The 15,842-nt window shown below is 68.0% G+C and carries 14 protein-coding genes; 3 read left to right on the forward strand and 11 right to left on the reverse strand.

The genetic code is table 11. From position 1 onward, the window contains the following. Positions 1-31: 31 nt before the first annotated feature. Positions 32-520, forward strand: coding sequence for a peptide-methionine (R)-S-oxide reductase MsrB (msrB, locus tag AC58D2_RS07845; protein ID WP_497388994.1), 489 nt, complete (start codon positions 32-34; stop codon positions 518-520). Here the strand turns inward: msrB and AC58D2_RS07850 are convergent. From AC58D2_RS07850 to AC58D2_RS07860, 3 genes are read right to left on the reverse strand one after another with little or no spacing between them, the layout of a single operon-like run. Then, positions 501-2,336, reverse strand: a complete 1,836-nt coding sequence (locus tag AC58D2_RS07850; protein ID WP_497388996.1) for a hypothetical protein — start codon at positions 2,334-2,336, stop codon at positions 501-503. The genes msrB and AC58D2_RS07850 overlap by 20 nt on opposite strands. Beyond that, complete coding sequence (locus tag AC58D2_RS07855) at positions 2,333-2,767, reverse strand: GtrA family protein (protein WP_497388998.1); 435 nt, start codon at positions 2,765-2,767, stop codon at positions 2,333-2,335. Before AC58D2_RS07855 ends, AC58D2_RS07850 begins: the two co-directional genes overlap by 4 nt. Positions 2,768-2,795: 28 nt before the next feature. Continuing rightward, positions 2,796-4,322, reverse strand: a complete 1,527-nt coding sequence (locus tag AC58D2_RS07860; protein WP_497389000.1) for an NAD(P)/FAD-dependent oxidoreductase — start codon at positions 4,320-4,322, stop codon at positions 2,796-2,798. A 252-nt stretch (positions 4,323-4,574) separates the two neighbouring features. On the opposite strand from AC58D2_RS07860, the gene AC58D2_RS07865 reads away from it, so the two are divergent. Then, entirely contained in the window at positions 4,575-4,952 is a 378-nt protein-coding gene (locus AC58D2_RS07865; RefSeq protein WP_497389002.1) for a glycine zipper 2TM domain-containing protein, read from the forward strand. A gap of 86 nt (positions 4,953-5,038) precedes the next feature. After that, positions 5,039-5,464, forward strand: coding sequence for a GFA family protein (locus AC58D2_RS07870; protein ID WP_497389004.1), 426 nt, complete (start codon positions 5,039-5,041; stop codon positions 5,462-5,464). 13 nt (positions 5,465-5,477) lie between these two features. Here AC58D2_RS07870 and AC58D2_RS07875 read toward each other — a convergent pair whose 3' ends face one another. From AC58D2_RS07875 to mnmG, 8 genes are all read right to left on the reverse strand, one after another. Beyond that, entirely contained in the window at positions 5,478-8,228 is a 2,751-nt protein-coding gene (locus tag AC58D2_RS07875; RefSeq protein WP_497389006.1) for an MSCRAMM family protein, read from the reverse strand. Between the two features lie 35 nt (positions 8,229-8,263). Continuing rightward, positions 8,264-9,091 carry a fimbrial biogenesis chaperone gene (locus tag AC58D2_RS07880; protein ID WP_497389008.1) on the reverse strand — a complete coding sequence of 276 codons (828 nt, stop codon included), beginning with the start codon at positions 9,089-9,091 and terminating at the stop codon, positions 8,264-8,266. 227 nt (positions 9,092-9,318) lie between these two features. Then, on the reverse strand, positions 9,319-9,801 hold the full coding sequence (locus tag AC58D2_RS07885; RefSeq protein WP_497389010.1) for a DUF4402 domain-containing protein: 483 nt from the start codon (positions 9,799-9,801) through the stop codon (positions 9,319-9,321). A gap of 274 nt (positions 9,802-10,075) precedes the next feature. Next, positions 10,076-11,032, reverse strand: coding sequence for a ParB/RepB/Spo0J family partition protein (locus AC58D2_RS07890; RefSeq protein WP_497389012.1), 957 nt, complete (start codon positions 11,030-11,032; stop codon positions 10,076-10,078). Beyond that, the gene (locus tag AC58D2_RS07895; RefSeq protein ID WP_497389014.1) at positions 11,033-11,815 is read right to left on the reverse strand and encodes a ParA family protein; all 783 of its coding nucleotides are present in this window, start codon (positions 11,813-11,815) and stop codon (positions 11,033-11,035) included. It abuts the gene before it with no gap. Beyond that, positions 11,812-12,480, reverse strand: a complete 669-nt coding sequence (gene rsmG / locus AC58D2_RS07900) for a 16S rRNA (guanine(527)-N(7))-methyltransferase RsmG (RefSeq protein ID WP_497389016.1) — start codon at positions 12,478-12,480, stop codon at positions 11,812-11,814. The genes AC58D2_RS07895 and rsmG overlap by 4 nt, the downstream gene beginning before the upstream one ends. 724 nt (positions 12,481-13,204) lie before the next feature. Next, positions 13,205-13,870: a TrmH family RNA methyltransferase gene (locus AC58D2_RS07905; protein ID WP_497389018.1), complete on the reverse strand. Its 666-nt coding sequence runs from the start codon at positions 13,868-13,870 to the stop codon at positions 13,205-13,207. 53 nt (positions 13,871-13,923) lie between these two features. Further along, a complete protein-coding gene (gene mnmG, locus AC58D2_RS07910; protein WP_497389020.1) occupies positions 13,924-15,795 on the reverse strand; it encodes a tRNA uridine-5-carboxymethylaminomethyl(34) synthesis enzyme MnmG in 1,872 nt (623 codons plus the stop codon). Positions 15,796-15,842: the final 47 nt, after the last annotated feature.

Here is a 15,842-nt window from a genome sequence, read left to right on the forward strand (position 1 = left end):
CCTCCGCCGCGCGCGCCACGTATCTAGCTATATGATCGAACGGCGGTATCTTCTTGGCGGCCTGGCCCTTGGCGGCGCGCTGATCGGCGCGCCGATGCTGCTCGCCAAGCCGGGCCAGCGACCGCAGGCCCAACCCGGCTGGCGGCTTTCGGAAGCCGAGTGGAAAAAGCGGCTGACCCCGATGCAGTTTCGCGTGCTGCGCGAGGCCGCGACCGAGCGGCCCTTCACCAGCCCGCTGAACGACGAGCATCGCACAGGCACTTTTCTGTGCGCGGGCTGCGCGCTGCCGCATTATTCTAGCAAGACCAAATATGATAGCGGCACCGGCTGGCCGAGCTTCTGGGCACCGCTGAAGAATGCGGTCGCGACGTCGACCGATCGCGAACTCGGCTATCCGCGGACCGAGATCCATTGCCGGCGGTGCGGCGGGCATCTGGGGCATGTCTTCAACGACGGGCCCAGGCCGACCGGCAAGCGCTATTGCATGAACGGCGCCGCGCTCAGCTTCCGGCCGGCCTGACGCGCCACGCCATCAGGCCGGTCGAAACGCCCAGCGGCACCGGTTCGAGCCAGTCGGGCGCGCGCCCCGAATAGAGGCGCGCGGCCAGTCCGTCGCGGCGCGCCTTGCGATAGGTGTCGAAATCATTGGCGCTGCGGCACACGACGATCAGTGTCGCACCGCGTTGGCGCGTCAGCGCTTCGGCTTTCGACGGGTCGCCCAGGAAAACGCGAATCGTATCGGCCATTGCCGCATTGTTGCGGTGATGCGGCGTCGCGACCAGGCTGTGCCGGGTCCAGAAGATCAGCGGCGCGCCGAGGTCGATCGGCGCCAGAATCGTCGTCGGTGCCAATCGGTCGAGCGCGGCGATGCCCGCCGGGTCTAGGCAGTCGCCTCCCCCGGCCCGGTTCGACTCGCCGGACTTCGACGTCGACTCGAACATCGGAAAGGCCGCGGCAAGCGGTACCGCAACGATCACGCTCGCCAGCAGCGGCAGGGTCGCCGCGGCAAGCACCGATCCCGCGATGCGCGGCAGCGGCGACGCCAGCGCGCGCGCGCGCGCCCAGATCGCCAGGCCGATCCACGCGCAGCCGGGCACCGCGAACAACTGCGCGGTCGCGACGCTGCGCACGACGAACAGCGACAGCAGCGTCGCGCCGGCGAGCGCGACGATCAGCGTTGCCCACGCACGCCGCGTCCCGGCATCGGCGCTGGCGCGCCACCCGAACCCCGCGCCCGCGAGACCGAGCAGCGATGGAACGAGGATATAGATCGCGGTGTGCGGCTTCGACGCCCACAGCGGCTGCCCCTCGAGGACGTGGCGATACCAGTAGCGATCGACGAGCGGGTCGAGCGACGCGAACGGCCCCGCGGCGCATTCGGGCGCCGTGGCGACCAGCGCCGCGGCGGCGAGCAGCGCCGCTGCGCCGAGCAGGGCGAAGCGCACCCAGCGTCGCTCGGGGCGCACCGCGACGATGCCGGCGGTCGCTGCGGTCGCGGCAACAAAGGCGGCGATGTAGGGCGCCGACAGCGAATCGCACCAGTGCCCGATGAGCCCCGCGGGGCCGCGCGTCGCGAACTGGAACAGCATCGCCCCAAGCGCGAGCGCACCCATATAGGCGACGAACCCGTCGCGATCGGTCGTTCGTCCGTACAGCGCCCAGCGCAGCGCCGCGAGCCCGGCGAACAGCGCCGCGAGCGGCAGGCCCTCGATCGATATCGCGAGCAGCATGGCGGCAAACAGCCCGGCAAGCCCGCTGGCGCGCGCGCCTGCCGGCCGCATCGCCTGCCACAGCATCAGCATCGCAAGAAAGACCTGCCAGCCGTGATGATCGATGCGCAGCGGCCGGAACTGCACCAATATGAATCCACAGAGCAGGACATAGACCGGTGCGAGCAGCGCGATCCGCCGGTCGCCGAGCCGGTCGAAGCCGATCGCCGCGACGATCGTCAGCGCGAGCAGGTGCAGCGGCGGCCACAGCGCCATGACGATCTGTTCGGCGAGCGGCTGGCCTGCGAAGGGCCGCAGCAGCAGGATCGCCGCCGCCAGCGGCGCATCGACGATGCGCGACCAGTGCATCAGGACCCCGCCGTCGACGGGATTGACCCGATATTGCATCAGGTCCCACCAGCCCTGCCCGGCGATCAGATCGCGTACCTGCGCCATCCGCATCGCGTCGTCGGTATCGGGCAGGTCGAGCAGGCGGATCGCCTGCGCCTGCGAGGCGAAGATGAAGATTTCGGCGACCAGCCAGGCGAGCAGCGCGGCGCGGACCGGCGTCAGCCAGCCCGCCGCATATGCGCCGCCCTGCCGGCGCGGCGGGGGAGCGGCGGTCATGCCGCGCCCGGCCGGAAAACGATATGACGGCGCAGCAGATAGGTCGCCTGAAAGCTGACGATGATCGCGACCAGCTTCGATACGCGCGGGTCGAAACCCATCAGGCCGCCACCGCCGACGATCGCAGAGGTCAGCGCGAGGCCGACAAGCGCCGATCCGACGAACATCGCCTTTTGCCGTTGCCGCTCGCCCGATCCGCGCACCGCCGCGCCGTCGGCGAAGACGAGCCGGCTCGATACCAGCCAGTGTACCAATATGCCCATGCAATAGCCGAGCGCGGAGGCCCAGACCGGGGCGAGCCCAGCGCCGAGGAGCAACAGGAACAGTCCCGCGTCGGTGCACAGCGCAAGGCCGCTCGCCGCCAGATAGGCCGCCCAGCGCAGTTCGCCGCGGCGCATCATGTCGATCAGTCGCAGGGCCCGTCCGACCATCGCCGCATCCTTCGCCAGCGCCGCGGCGTCACGCCGCCTTGCCGATGCGTCCGGGCACGTCGCGCACCGACGCCAGCGCCGCGCGTTCGCCTTCGGTCCCGCTTTCGTGATATTCGGCGTCCTCGTTGACGCCCCAGATGTCATAGACGCGCGCGCCGGCGACGATGTTGCGCACCGTCAGCATCGCGGTCATCATCGCATGGTCCTGGTTGTTGTAGCGGTGCATGCCGTTGCGCCCGACCATGTGCAGCGTCGGATAGCGCGCCTCGAGTTCCTCGCGCATCGCCGCGACATGCGCGGCATATTCGTCGTCATAGACCGGATAGGCCTTTTCCTGGCGCACCACCGCGCCGCCCACGACGTCGTCGGGGTGACACAGGCCGAGGATGAACATTTCGCGCTTCGCCATCCTGATCAGATCCTCGTCGCTCGACGACCAGAGCCCGTCGCCTTCGAAACAGAAATATTCGAGACCGACGCAGGCAAGGTCGGGATCGGGCACCATTTCTGGCGACCAGCTGCGGAAATTCTGGACCCGGCCGACCTTCACCTTGCTGTCGTGGATATAGATCCAGTTGTCGGGGAACAGATCCTGCGAGCGGATCTTGAGTGCGACGGTCAGGAAGTCGCGATATTTGAGCTTCGGCGCATCGGTGAGCGCCGAGGCGGGGAGCGGATGGACGCGCGCGGCAAGCTCGCGCATCGGCGCCGAGCTGATCACATGCGCCGCGTCGATCACGATCTCGCCGTCGGGGCCGGTCGCGGTCAGCCGCCAGCGGCCGCTCGCCTGGTCCTGCGTCAATTGCTTGAAGCTGTGCCCCATCAGCACATGGTTGCCGCCCGCCACGACCTTGTCGCGCGCCGCCTCCCACATCATGCCCGGGCCGAGCCGCGGGTAGCGAAAGGTCTCGAGCAGCGTCTTGGTCGCCATCCCGTCGTTCGGGCGCTTGTTGAGCCCCAGGCTGCGCTTCAGCCCGTCGAGCACCGCGGCGCCAAGGCTCAGTCCCTTGATGCGCTGCGCCGCCCAGTCGGCCGACATTTCGTCGCACGGCATCCCCCACACCTTCTCGGTATAGGTCTTGAAGAAAATCGAATAGAGCTTGTGCCCGAACTGGTTGACCGTCCAGTCCTCGAAACTGCGAACCGCCTTGTTGGGCAGGAGTTTCGCCTTGGCATAGCTCGCCATGCACAGCGCCGAGCGCACGATGCCGAGGTTCCACAGCGCCTCGAACGCGCGCAGCGGATAGGAATAATATCGACCCTCGTAATAGATGCGGCTCATCCGCGGGCGCTGGATGAAATCGTCGGGCAAAATCTCGTTCCACAGGTCGACGACTTCCTGGCTTTTCGAGAAAAAGCGGTGCCCGCCGATGTCGAATCGAAAGCCCTCATGCTCGACAGTGCGGCTGATCCCCCCGACATAGACGGGGTCTTTCTCGATCACCGTCACCCGATATCCCTGCTTGGTGAGCAGATAGGCCGCGGTCAGTCCCGCCGGCCCCGCGCCAATGATCGCAACATCGGCGCTCGTCGGCCGGTTCTGGTTGTCAGGCATCGATATTCCCCACGCAGCAAGTGCTTCACGCTCCGCTCTGCCGGATCGGACCTAAAAACTGGTTAACGAGCCGGTAGGAAATGTGGCGGCTGGACCTTTCGCCCCAAGCGGGAACCGGACCGCCCGCGACGAGCGGGGCCATTATGCCGCCGAACCGTGCGGCGTTTGCCGATTCTGCACATCGGGTTCAGCCGCGCGCCAGCTTGGCGTCCTACTATCCTGCGCGGGACCAGGAAATGAAAAGGATGGACCATGTTCTGGATCAAGAAACTGACGCTCACCGCGCTGATCGGCGCGAGCGCGGTCGCCGCACTCCCCGCGGAGGCCGATGCGCGCGACCGGCATCATCGTTCCTACTACAGCCACCGCGATCATGATCGCTATCGCGACTATCGCCGCGATTACCGGCGCGACTATCGCCGCAGCCATTATCGCGACCGCCGCGACTACCGGCCGCGTTACCGCTGCCGCCGCGGCAGCGGGACGACGGGGCTGATCGTCGGTGGCGCCGCGGGCGCCCTCCTCGGCCGCGAGGTCGACCGTTACGGCGACCGCCTGCCCGGCACGATCATCGGCGGCGCCGCGGGCGCGCTGATCGGCCGCGAAATCGATCGCGGCGGTCGCTGCTGATATCGCCCTTTCCCTTCCCGCCGCGCGGGGAGGGACCCGCCCGGGCGGCGCTTTGCGGCGTGCCCGTGCGGTGCTATCCAAAGGCAATGGACCGGGTTGCCACTTGCCATTGCGGCCAGCTTCGCTTCGCCTGCGCGGGTCCCCCCGCGAAGATATCTCTCTGTCACTGCACCGATTGCCAGCGGCGCACCGGGTCGCTGTTCAGCATCGCGGCCTTTTTCGACCGGTCGCAGACGCGGGTCGCGGGCGGCACCGCCGCGCACTATGCGCGTCCTTCCGCCAGCGGCTTTGCCGTGACCTTCCACTTCTGCCGCGATTGCGGCACCTCGCTCTGGTGGGAGCCCGAACGGCTTCCGCACCTTGTCGGGGTCGCGGCCGGCGCGTTTGCCGACCCGGCCTTTCCGATGCCGGACCAGGCGGTGTGGTGCCAGGACGCGCATCCGTGGATCGCCCTGCCCGCGGCGATCGCCGCGCACGAACGAAACCCCGTCAAGACCCCGCCGCGCGAGTGATGCGCTGGCCGGCTCAGCGATCGTCGCCGGACCGGGGCGGCGCACGGGCGCCATTGCCAGCGTCTGCGGCATCGCCGCGTATCGCAACCACCCGCCCGGCGGGGCGTAGCGTCACCGTGCCGAGCCGCACACGGGGGGTCGCCTTGCCCGGCACCGCGCTCAGCGCGAACGCCGGATCGAGCTTCAACGCGGCCGCCGATGCCTGCGCCGGCCGGACGGTGTAGCGGCCATAAGGCACGCTTTCGAACAGGAAATAGCCGTCGAACTCGCTCAGCGTCGTCGCGCGCACGCGGCCCTCGGCATCGACGAGCTCGAGGCCGAGCCCTTCGATCATATTGCCGCCGTCGCGCCGCACGACCCCCTCGATCTCGCCCGCCGCACTCATCGGCAGCGCGATGTGCGTCGCGACGCCGGGACGCGGAGTAACCACGACACCGGGCAGCGCGGGCTGGACATAGGGGTCGGGCAAGCTGCCCGCATCGATGCCGATCAGCACGGGACGAAAGGGTTCGAGGCCGTCGATCACCGCCCGCCCGTCGCGGTCGGTCGTCGCATCGACATAGGCGTTGCCCGCGGTCAGCGGTACGCCGGCAACCGCCGCCTCGCCCGGCTGGCGCACCCCGTCGCCATTGTCGTCCATGAAGATGTCGGCCAGCACCTGCCCGCGCCCGCCCAGTTTTTCGCTCGATACGCGCCAGCCGCCGCCGCGCGGATCGGGGCCGAAGCTGAAGGCCAGCGACAGCGACGCGGCGAGCGAGCCGTCACTCGCGACCTCGCCAAAACCCGATAGCTGCAAGCGTTTGAAACGACGCGTATAACCCAGGCCCGCCCGCGCGCGCTCCAGTCCCTTGTCATACCCGAGCTCGGCGCGCCATTCGGCGTCGCCCTTCCCGGCCCATTCGGCGATCAGGCCGACACGCGAGTCGCTGCCGTCGCCCGACAGCGCCAGCCGCGCCTCTCCGCGCAGGCGGATGCGGCCGATGCGCGCGTTGGCGAGCAGGGTCGCGGTCAGGGTGTCGGGCGGGTCGGGTCCGAACGGCGTCCGCGTGTCGGTCCAGTCGAGCTGGCCGGTAAAGGTCATCGCGCGAAAGCTCGCCGAGGCCCGCCCGGTCGCGGTCAGGCTCGATACCCCCGACGCGCGCGTCGCGTGCGACAGGTCGAAATGGAGCGGCAGGACGCTGCGCCCGATCGCCACCGACTGGTCGACCGACAGCGACGCCAGCCCGGTCATCCCGCCGACGAAGCGGTCCGATACGAAACCGCCCCAGCCGCGCATCGCGTCGGCGCGGATATAGGTGTCGCCGAACGCCGCCAGCCAGCTCAGCCGCGCCGCGCGGCCGCCGTCGCCGGCATAGGTGCCCGCGACTTCGACCAGCGACGGGCCGATCGACCGACGCACCGCGAGTTCGCCATAGGTGCGCCGGACATTTTCGATCATCAGGCTGTGGGCATAGGCCGCGAGCGACGTCCGCGTGTCGAGCCCGCGCTCGATACCCGCGGTGCCGCGCCAGCCGCGCCGCCAGGTCGAGGGTCGGTCGCCAAAGCCGATCAGGTCGGCGTTTTCCTGCGCGATGCCCGCCCAATACCAGGTTTCGCGCGGCGGGATCGAGTCCATCCCTACTTGCAATTGCTTGATTTCACGCCGGATCTGGCCTTGCGGACCATAAAGGACGATCTCGAACCGGTTCGACCCATATTGCAGCGGGACATCGAGAAATTCATAGCGGCCATCGCCGTTCGGCGTCGTGAAGGCGAGCAGCTGTCCGTTGCGATAGAGTTCGGCATCCCAGCCGGCGGGCAGGTCGCCGCGAAAGCTCGTCCGGTCGAAGGCGTCGGGCCGCTCGACCGGGCGGTTGGTGACGATAGCGCCGCGCCCCGGCGCCGATTGCGCGACGAGTCCCGTCGACAGCAGGCTGACGTCGCCAAGCGCATAATGGGTCGCGTGCAGCGGGCCGAGCAATTGTCCCGACGGATCGGTCCGGTACAACCGCAGGCGCAAGCTGTCGGGGACGCCCTTTTCGTCCGACGCCAGCCGCGCATCGAAGCTCTGGCCCAGCGCCTCGCCCGCCGCAAAAATTTCGTAGCGCGCCTGGACATAGGATCCCCCGCGCCGATCCTCGACCGCGCTGGCCGAGGCGACGACGTCGACCGACGGGGTCGCCCACATGCGATAGGGACGCTCGGCCTGCGGCAGGCTGGCGAGGTCGAATTGCGCCGCCGGGCGAAGCCCCGCTGCGCGCGCCCGGCGTTCGGCGGCGAGCTGGAAAGGCAGCTTCTCCTTCGTCTCGATCCGCAGCACCGCGTTCGACAGGTCGGGGACGATCGGGACGCCGAGCCACTGGTTCAGCCGGTCCAGATCGACGCACCAGCCGGCGGCGGTGTCGCGGATGTCGGTCGCGCCGATGCGATAGCTGTCGCTTCCGACGCGGACCGTGCCGGCCTCGCGATCGAGCGTCAGGTCGCGCCGCTCGTCGAACACCCAGCCACTTGCGCGGCGCAACTTCTTGTCGATCCGCACCGCAAGGTCGAGCGCGAGCACCATGTCGCCCAGGTCGACGCACAGCCCTTGCGGCGTCTGATAACCGCGCACGCCATCGCCGAGCCGATATTGGCCCGTTCGCAGATCGAACAGCCAGCTGTCGTCCTCGCTCGGCACCCATCGCTCGCGTGACGGTGAAATGGGCGCGGTATCAACGGCTTGGGCGCTGGCGGGAGCGAGTCCCGCCAGCGCCAGCGCAGCCGCGATCAAGCGCCCCCACCGCATCACGGCCGCGCCGTCCAGTCCCTGACCTTATGCCGTCACCGCACCACCCGGTCGGCCTCGTCGATCGTGCTGCCGCCCAGTTCGCGGTCTTCGCTATAGCGGATATGCACCGGACCCTTTAGCGTCGCGGCCACGTCGGCGGGCACGCGCAGCGACACGCGCCGCTCGCCGACCTCGGGATAGACCGCGATACCGCGCGCGACGAGCAAGGGTTCGGCCACTCCCGGGCGCGTCACCTCGATATCGCCATAGACCGACCGGTTGCCGCTGCGCGACAGGTCGAATTCGAACGCCGGTCCGTCGCGGGTGTCGGCGACGCGGGCCTCGCCGATCGTCGCCTCCGCACCCAGATCGCCGATACGCACGATCACCGGAATGGTGATGCCATAGATCGGGGTCAGCGCAATCGAGACGCCGGTGCCCCCGCCTTGCTTCGGCGCAGTCGCTGGCACGGCGTCGGGCACGGCGCGGAACAGCATGTGCGCGCGATACTCGCCCGGCGGCGTCCCCTCCGGGACGCGCACCCCGACGCGGATCACCTGCGGCTGGTTGGGCGGCAGCGTGACGCGGCGCGGGCTGAACGCGATCATGCCAAGCGCCGCCTTTTCCTGCGGCGTCGCGTCGGCCTCGTCGACTTCGACCAGCCCGCCCTCGGCGGTCATCCGCTTGATCTCCAGGCTGATGCGATAGGTCGCCGGCTCGGCGCCGATATTGTTGAGCACCACCTCGGTCCCGCGCGACCCGTCGAGGACGAGACGCGTCGGCGCGACGAGGAGGTCGCCGCCGGCAGCCGCCGCCGGTGCCGCCGAAAGGACTGTAAAGACAAGTGAAATCAGGCCCGCGGCCTTGAGCATGCGCAACATCGAACGATCCCCACAATCGTTGCCGGCCGGACGCCCCCGCCCGTTCGGCATAATATCGGAGCGACTGGTCCGCTCCGTTGGTCGTCCGCCGGACTGCCCGAAGATGGTTGATATTTTGCTAACCATGCAGGCCCCGGGACGCCGCGCACACGAAAAAGGGCCGCCGGCTCCGCGCCGACGGCCCTTTTCAATCGGCGGGCGCTGCGGCCCGCCGCCCCTCGCCCGTCTTACTGGTAGTTGGCGGTGACGTTGAACGTCCCCGAATAGTCGCCGGCCGCCTGGTTGGCGCCCACGCTCAGCGTGCCGCCGACCTGAAAGCTGCCGCCCGTCGCGCCAAGCGTGACGGTCGAGGCCGAATAGGTCAGCGACGAAGCCATCGTGCCGCCGAGCGAGCCGGTCAGCGTGACGCTCGAATCGCCGCTCACATCGACGACGGCGCCATCGGTGCCCGCGATGTTGAAGTTGGCGGCGGTCGTCGTGCCGGTGCAGGTCAGCCCCGACCCACAGGTCACCGCACCCGCGGTCGAAACCTGGACGGTCGACGCGGTCGCGCCGCTGATGACGGTCGCATATTGCAGGTCGCTGGTGTTGGTCAGCGTGATCTGGCGCAGGATCTTGGCCTTGGCCGTGCCCGTCGCCGTCGCCGCCTGAGCCGCCGAAGCGTTCATGGCGAGGGCAGCAATCGCGGCGCCCACGAGGGCGCGCTTCATTCCAATGGTGCGCATATGATTTGGTCCCTTGATCAATCGAAAGTCGAATGGAAATCCCACCCCATTCGCCGGACCGTTTAGCGCGCCACCCGTTCAACCTTTGCCAGCAATCATGGTTAATGGCGCGTTAGGGAAATCGGGCCGCCTCGATAAATAATCGTTTATTTTCAGAGACTTATGTCATTTTTTCGCACGATAGTTTCCGGACGCCCGCGCCCGATCGCCCCGGCGTGACACAGATTTTCCGTCGCGAATCGGCGATTCGCGTGCCGCGTCAGATCCCTTCGCCCGACAGTCGCTGGCAGATCATGTCGAGCTGGTCGAGCGATGCGAACTTCAGGGTCAGCGCTCCCTTGCCGCCCCCGCCATAGTGAATCGCGACGGCGATCCCGAGCAGTTCGGACAGATACCGCTCGACCGCCATGATATCGGGGTCGCGCGCGCCGTCCATGCTCTTATACTCGAGCGGCGCCTTGCGCCCGCCGCCCTTTTCGGCGCGCACCAGCGCTTCGACCGCGCGCACCGACAGCCCGTCCTTGACCACCTTGCGCGCGATCGCCTCGGCGTCCTCGGCCCCGATCAGCGCGCGCGCATGCCCCATCGCGAGACTGCCGTCGCCGACGAGCTCCTGCACCTCGCGCGGCAGGTCGAGCAGCCGCATCAGGTTCGCGACATGACTGCGCGATTTGCCCACCAGCTTTGCCAGCGCGTCCTGGCTGTGTCCGAAATCCTCGATCAGCTTGCGATAGGCGCTCGCCTCCTCGATCGCGTTCAAGTCCTGACGCTGGATATTCTCGACGAGCGCGATCTCGTAGGTCGCGGCGTCGTCGAGGTCGCGGACCAGTGCCGGGATCTGGTGCAGCCCCGCGCGCTGCGCCGCGCGCCAGCGCCGTTCGCCCGCGACGAGCTGGTAGCCGTCGCCGCCGGGCGCGCGGCGGACGATGATCGGCTGGAGCAGGCCGCGCGCGCCGATCGATTCGGCGAGTTCGGCGATCGCATCCTCGTCGAAATGCCGCCGCGGCTGACCGGGAAGCGGACGGATCGTCCCGACCGCGATGTGCTGCACCGAATCGCCGACTGCCGCGGGGGCGGCCGGCCGCGCCGCGCCGGGGCTCGCCAGCACCGGCGATTCGACCGCCGCATCGCCGAACAGCGCATTGAGCCCGCGCCCCAGTCCCGAAGGCCGCTTGCGCGCCGGGGATTGTGTCGTTTCCTCTTTCTTTTCCGCCATTTAAGCCGCCTTGCTGATAGTGGGCAGGCGATCGATCAGCTCGCGCGCCAGCGCGATATAGGCCGCCGATCCGGGACAGCGATGGTCATAGATCAACGCCGGCAGCCCGTGGCTTGGCGCCTCCGACAGCCGCACATTGCGCGGGATGACCGTTTCGAACACCACCGGCCCCAGGCATTCGCGTACATCGTCCGACACCTGATCGGTCAGCCGGTTGCGCCGGTCGAACATCGTCAGCGCGACGCCAAGGATGAAGAGCTGGGGATTGAAACGCCCGCGCACCCGCTCGACCGTGGTGAGCAGCTGGCTCAGCCCCTCGAGCGCAAAAAATTCGCACTGCAACGGCACGATCAGCGATTCGGCGGCGATCAGCGCGTTGAGCGTCAGCATCCCGAGCGACGGCGGGCAGTCGATCAGGCAGATATCCCACTGCCCGGCCTCGGCGCTCGCCAGCGCCTTTTGCAAGCGGTGGAGCCGATCCTCATATTCGACCAGCTCGATCTCGGCGCCCGACAGGTCGACCGTCGCGGGCACGATGTCGAGCCGCGGCACCGCAGTGGCGATCGCGCATTCGGCGAGCGTAGCGTCGGCGCGCAACAGGTCGTAGCTCGAAAATTCGCGCTGCGCCTGGCTGATGCCGAGCCCGGTCGACGCATTGCCCTGCGGATCGAGATCGATGATCAGCGTGCGCCAGCCCGTCGCCGCGAGCGCCGTCGCCAGGTTGATCGCGGTCGTCGTCTTGCCAACCCCGCCCTTCTGGTTCGCCACGGCGATACGGATCATGCTTTTCCTCGCTTTTTCGGCACAATGCGCCCTTGCCCGACCAATATGCGGCTGTCGGCATCGGTTCGGCTATGTTCCACGTGGAACAGACTCTGCCACGCTCGCGGGAGCAATGCCAGTTCCTTAACCGCATTTCGTCCCTTTGGCAGCAGCCAGCGCGTCGATTCGGTGGAAAAACGCGCAGATAAGTCGATCAGCCGGTCGAGCGGCGCAAAGGCGCGCGCGCTGAGGGTGCCGGCCGGCCGCGTATCGACGGCTTCGAGCCGGGCCTCGGCCACCGCGACATGGCGCAGGTTCAGCTCGGCCGCGACGTCGCGCAGAAAGTCGCACCGGCGCTTGCGCGATTCGACGAGCAGTATCGGCCGCTCCGACAGAATCGCCACGACCAGACCGGGCAGCCCGGGCCCGCTCCCCAGATCGACCCAAAGCCCCGCGCCGTCACGGTCGAGGTCCAACAATTGCACGCTATCGGCGATATGCCGCACCCACAGGCTCGGCACCGTCGACGCCGCGATCAAATTCTGCCGATCATTCTCGGCCACCAGCATCGCCGCAAACCGCTCGAGCCGCGTCCATTGCTCGGCCGTCGGCGCGAACGCATCGGCAATCCAGGCCCGCACCTCCGCCTCGCTCGCCAGAATCCCATTGTCGTGCGAACCCGCCAAGCCGTCCATCCTTCTGTTTCATCCCGCCCGCGAAGCCGAAACTTGCGCGCTCATCGCGCCTTTGCGCCTTTGCGGCGGATTTTGAAAGCCTTGCGCAAAGGCAAAGGCCCTTTGGGTCCGGATTCCGGCGCGAACCCGTCCAGCAGAGACAGGCGAAAGCGTGGCCCTCCCGATTCCCAACGGCACGAACCGGCTGAAAACGACCGACTGCGACATTCAATCCTCCCTGTGGCGCAGCCATGGGGAGGTGGCAGCGCGAAGCGCTGACAGAGGGGCTAATGGCGCGAGGTCGCGGCCCCTACTACACCGCTCGCTGCGCGAGCGCCCCCCCCCCCATCGCTACGCGACAGGAGCATTGGCGCGATGCGACCGGAGGCCGCTCTAATGATCCTCGTCACCCCGGGCTTGATCCGGGGTCCATAAGTCACCCCGGGCTTGATCCGGGGTCCATAACTTCGGCGCTGCTATGGATCCCGGATCAAGCCTGTCCTGAGCTTGTCGAAGGGTCCGGGATGACGAATATCAGTGAACGGGCATTAGCGTTCTTAAGCCCCTCCTCTCCAGAGGACGGGTTTGGGGTGGTTGGGCACCGTTGAAGGCGCACCCGCCCCGCTGCCGCTAGCGAGCTTGGGAGCCCTCACTTCGACTCGCCCAGCCAACATCGCGCGGCTACCCGCCTATCCGACCGCTGCGTTACGCCGATCAGCAATTCTCGGCACCGACCTCAGCCGAGCGGCATCACCGTAGGAAGCGGCGAGGCACGCCGGCCCTTGAATCGACTACGCCGATACTGGCTTTGATACTCGCGCCGCTGCTTCGTCACTTCGTACAGCACAATCCCCGAACTCGTGCCAAGATTCAGGCTCTCGATCATGCCGAACATCGGTATCGCGATGCACATCTCGCTTCTCGCGACCGCCAGATCGCTAATACCCCGCTTTTCGTTCCCGAACCAAACCGCAAGCTTCGTGTGCTGCTTGTAATCGCCTTCGTGCAAATAGACACTCGCCTTGCCCTTGACATGAGGCGAGGTCACGATCGACACGAACCCTTGCTTTTCGAGATGGTCGAGACATGCGTCGCTACTGTCAAACCGCTTGACGAACGTCCATTTCACCGCCGACACCGATGTCTGGGAAAGCGATTTGCGCGAGCGCATGTCCTGCCAGTCCTCCGGCAGATCCCCACGGGGATCGACGATATACACCTTTTCGACTCCGAGCGCGTTCGCATTGCGTATGACCGTCCCGATATTGCGGATGTCGGATGGGCTTTCGATAACAGCAATCAGATTCTTACAGCGGAAAGACCGAATAGCATCGGCCCGATCGCGAACCGAGGATTTCGACTTCACGTTTTCGTCCGGCTTGTCTGTTTCGCTCGTCGGCATGCCACATATCTAGCAGTAACGCGACTCGAAGCAACTGGGGCTATCTTTGGCCTTCAAGCCGCGCGCCGCCGGCTGTGCACCATGATCGCGGTCAGCGCCGCCGGGGTCACGCCGTCGATACGCGCCGCCTGCCCCAGCGTTTCGGGGCGCGCCTTCGACAGCCGTTCGACCATCTCGCGCGACAGGCCGCCGATCGCCGCATAATCGAGCGCGGGGTCGAGCGCGATCGCCTCGTTCGCCGCGAGCGCGCGGAGTTCGGCGTCCTGGCGCGCGATATAGGGGGCGTAATGCGCATCCTCGGCGAGTTCGGCGAGGATCGCGGGGTCGATCGCCGCCAGTTCGGGTGCGAGCGCCCCCAGCGTCGCCATCGTCACCCCGGCGTAGCGGAGCAGGTCGACGCGCCGACGCGCCACTCCATCGCCGGGGAGCGCCAGCCCGATCGCAGCATAATCGCCGCTCGCCACCGGCGCATCGAGCAGCGCGGCCGCCCGCGCGCGCTCGGCCATCCGCGCCTCGAACCGCGCCGCGGTCGCCTGGCGAACGAGCCCGATGGCAATGCCGCGCGGGGTCAGCCGCGTCGCGGCATTGTCGGCGCGCAGTCGCAGCCGGTATTCGGCGCGCGCGGTCAGCATCCGGTACGGCTCGCTGACCCCCTGCAGCACCAGGTCGTCGACCATCACCCCGATGTAGGATTCGGATCGATCGAGGATCAGCGGGTCGCGCCCCTGCACCGACAGCGCGGCGTTCGCCCCCGCGACCAGCCCCTGCGCCGCCGCCTCTTCATAGCCGGTGGTGCCATTGATCTGGCCCGCGCACCATAGCCCGGCCATGCTGCGCACCTGCAACGTCCGGTGGAGCGCGCGCGGGTCGATATGGTCATATTCAACCGCATAGCCCGGCACGACCATCTCGACCGCCTCCAGCCCCTCCATCGTGCGCAGCATCGCGAGCTGGACGTCGGCGGGAAGCGAGGTCGAAATGCCGTTCGGATAGACGAGGGTGCTGTCGAGCCCCTCGGGTTCGAGGAACACCTGGTGCCCGTCGCGGTCGGCGAAGCGGTGGATCTTGTCCTCGATTGAGGGACAATAGCGCGGGCCCACCGCGCCGATCGCGCCGGTGAACAAGGGCGAGCGGTCGAGATTCGCGGCGATGATCGCGTGGCTCTCGGCGTTGGTGCGGGTGATCGCACAGAAAATCTGCGGGACCGCGCGGGCGCTGTTCCACGTGGAACAGGTCCAGCTCGCCCCCTCGGCGCTGTCCGACGGTTGCTCGGCGAGCCGCGCCCAGTCGATCGTCCGCGCGTCGAGCCGCGGCGGCGTGCCCGTCTTGAGCCGCGCCATCGGCAGCTTTGCCGCGCGCAGCTGCTCGGCGAGCCGATGTGCCCCCGCCTCGCCGATGCGGCCGCCCGCCATCCGCTCCTCGCCGCGGAACAGCCGGCCGCCAAGGAAGGTGCCCGTCGCGAGCACCACCGCGCGTGCTTCGAGGCGCCGACCATCGCCGAGTTCGAGCCCTTCGATACAGGCGCCATCGTCCGACAGGATCAGCGCCGCCGCTTCGCCCGCGACGACGTCTATCCCCTCCTCCGCCGCGAGCAGCGACTGGATCGCCTCGCGATAGAGTTTGCGGTCGGCCTGGATGCGCGGCCCCTGCACCGCCGCCCCTTTCGACGCGTTGAGCATCCGGTAATGGATCGCGGCGGCATCGGCCGCGCGCGCCATCCACCCGTCGAGCGCGTCGACCTCGCGCATCAGATGCCCTTTGCCGAGTCCCCCGATCGCGGGGTTGCACGACATCGTCCCGATCAGCGCCGGGTCGAAACTGACCAGCGCGACGCGCGCGCCGAGACGTGCCGCGGCAGCGGCGGCCTCGGTCCCGGCGTGTCCCCCGCCGACGACGAGGACATCGAAAGATGCGCAATTCTGCATGATGGCGGCGCCCTTAGCTCAAAGCCGAGTGCGAATCCACCGCTCTG

Source organism: Sphingopyxis sp. CR5, from assembly GCF_059693785.1.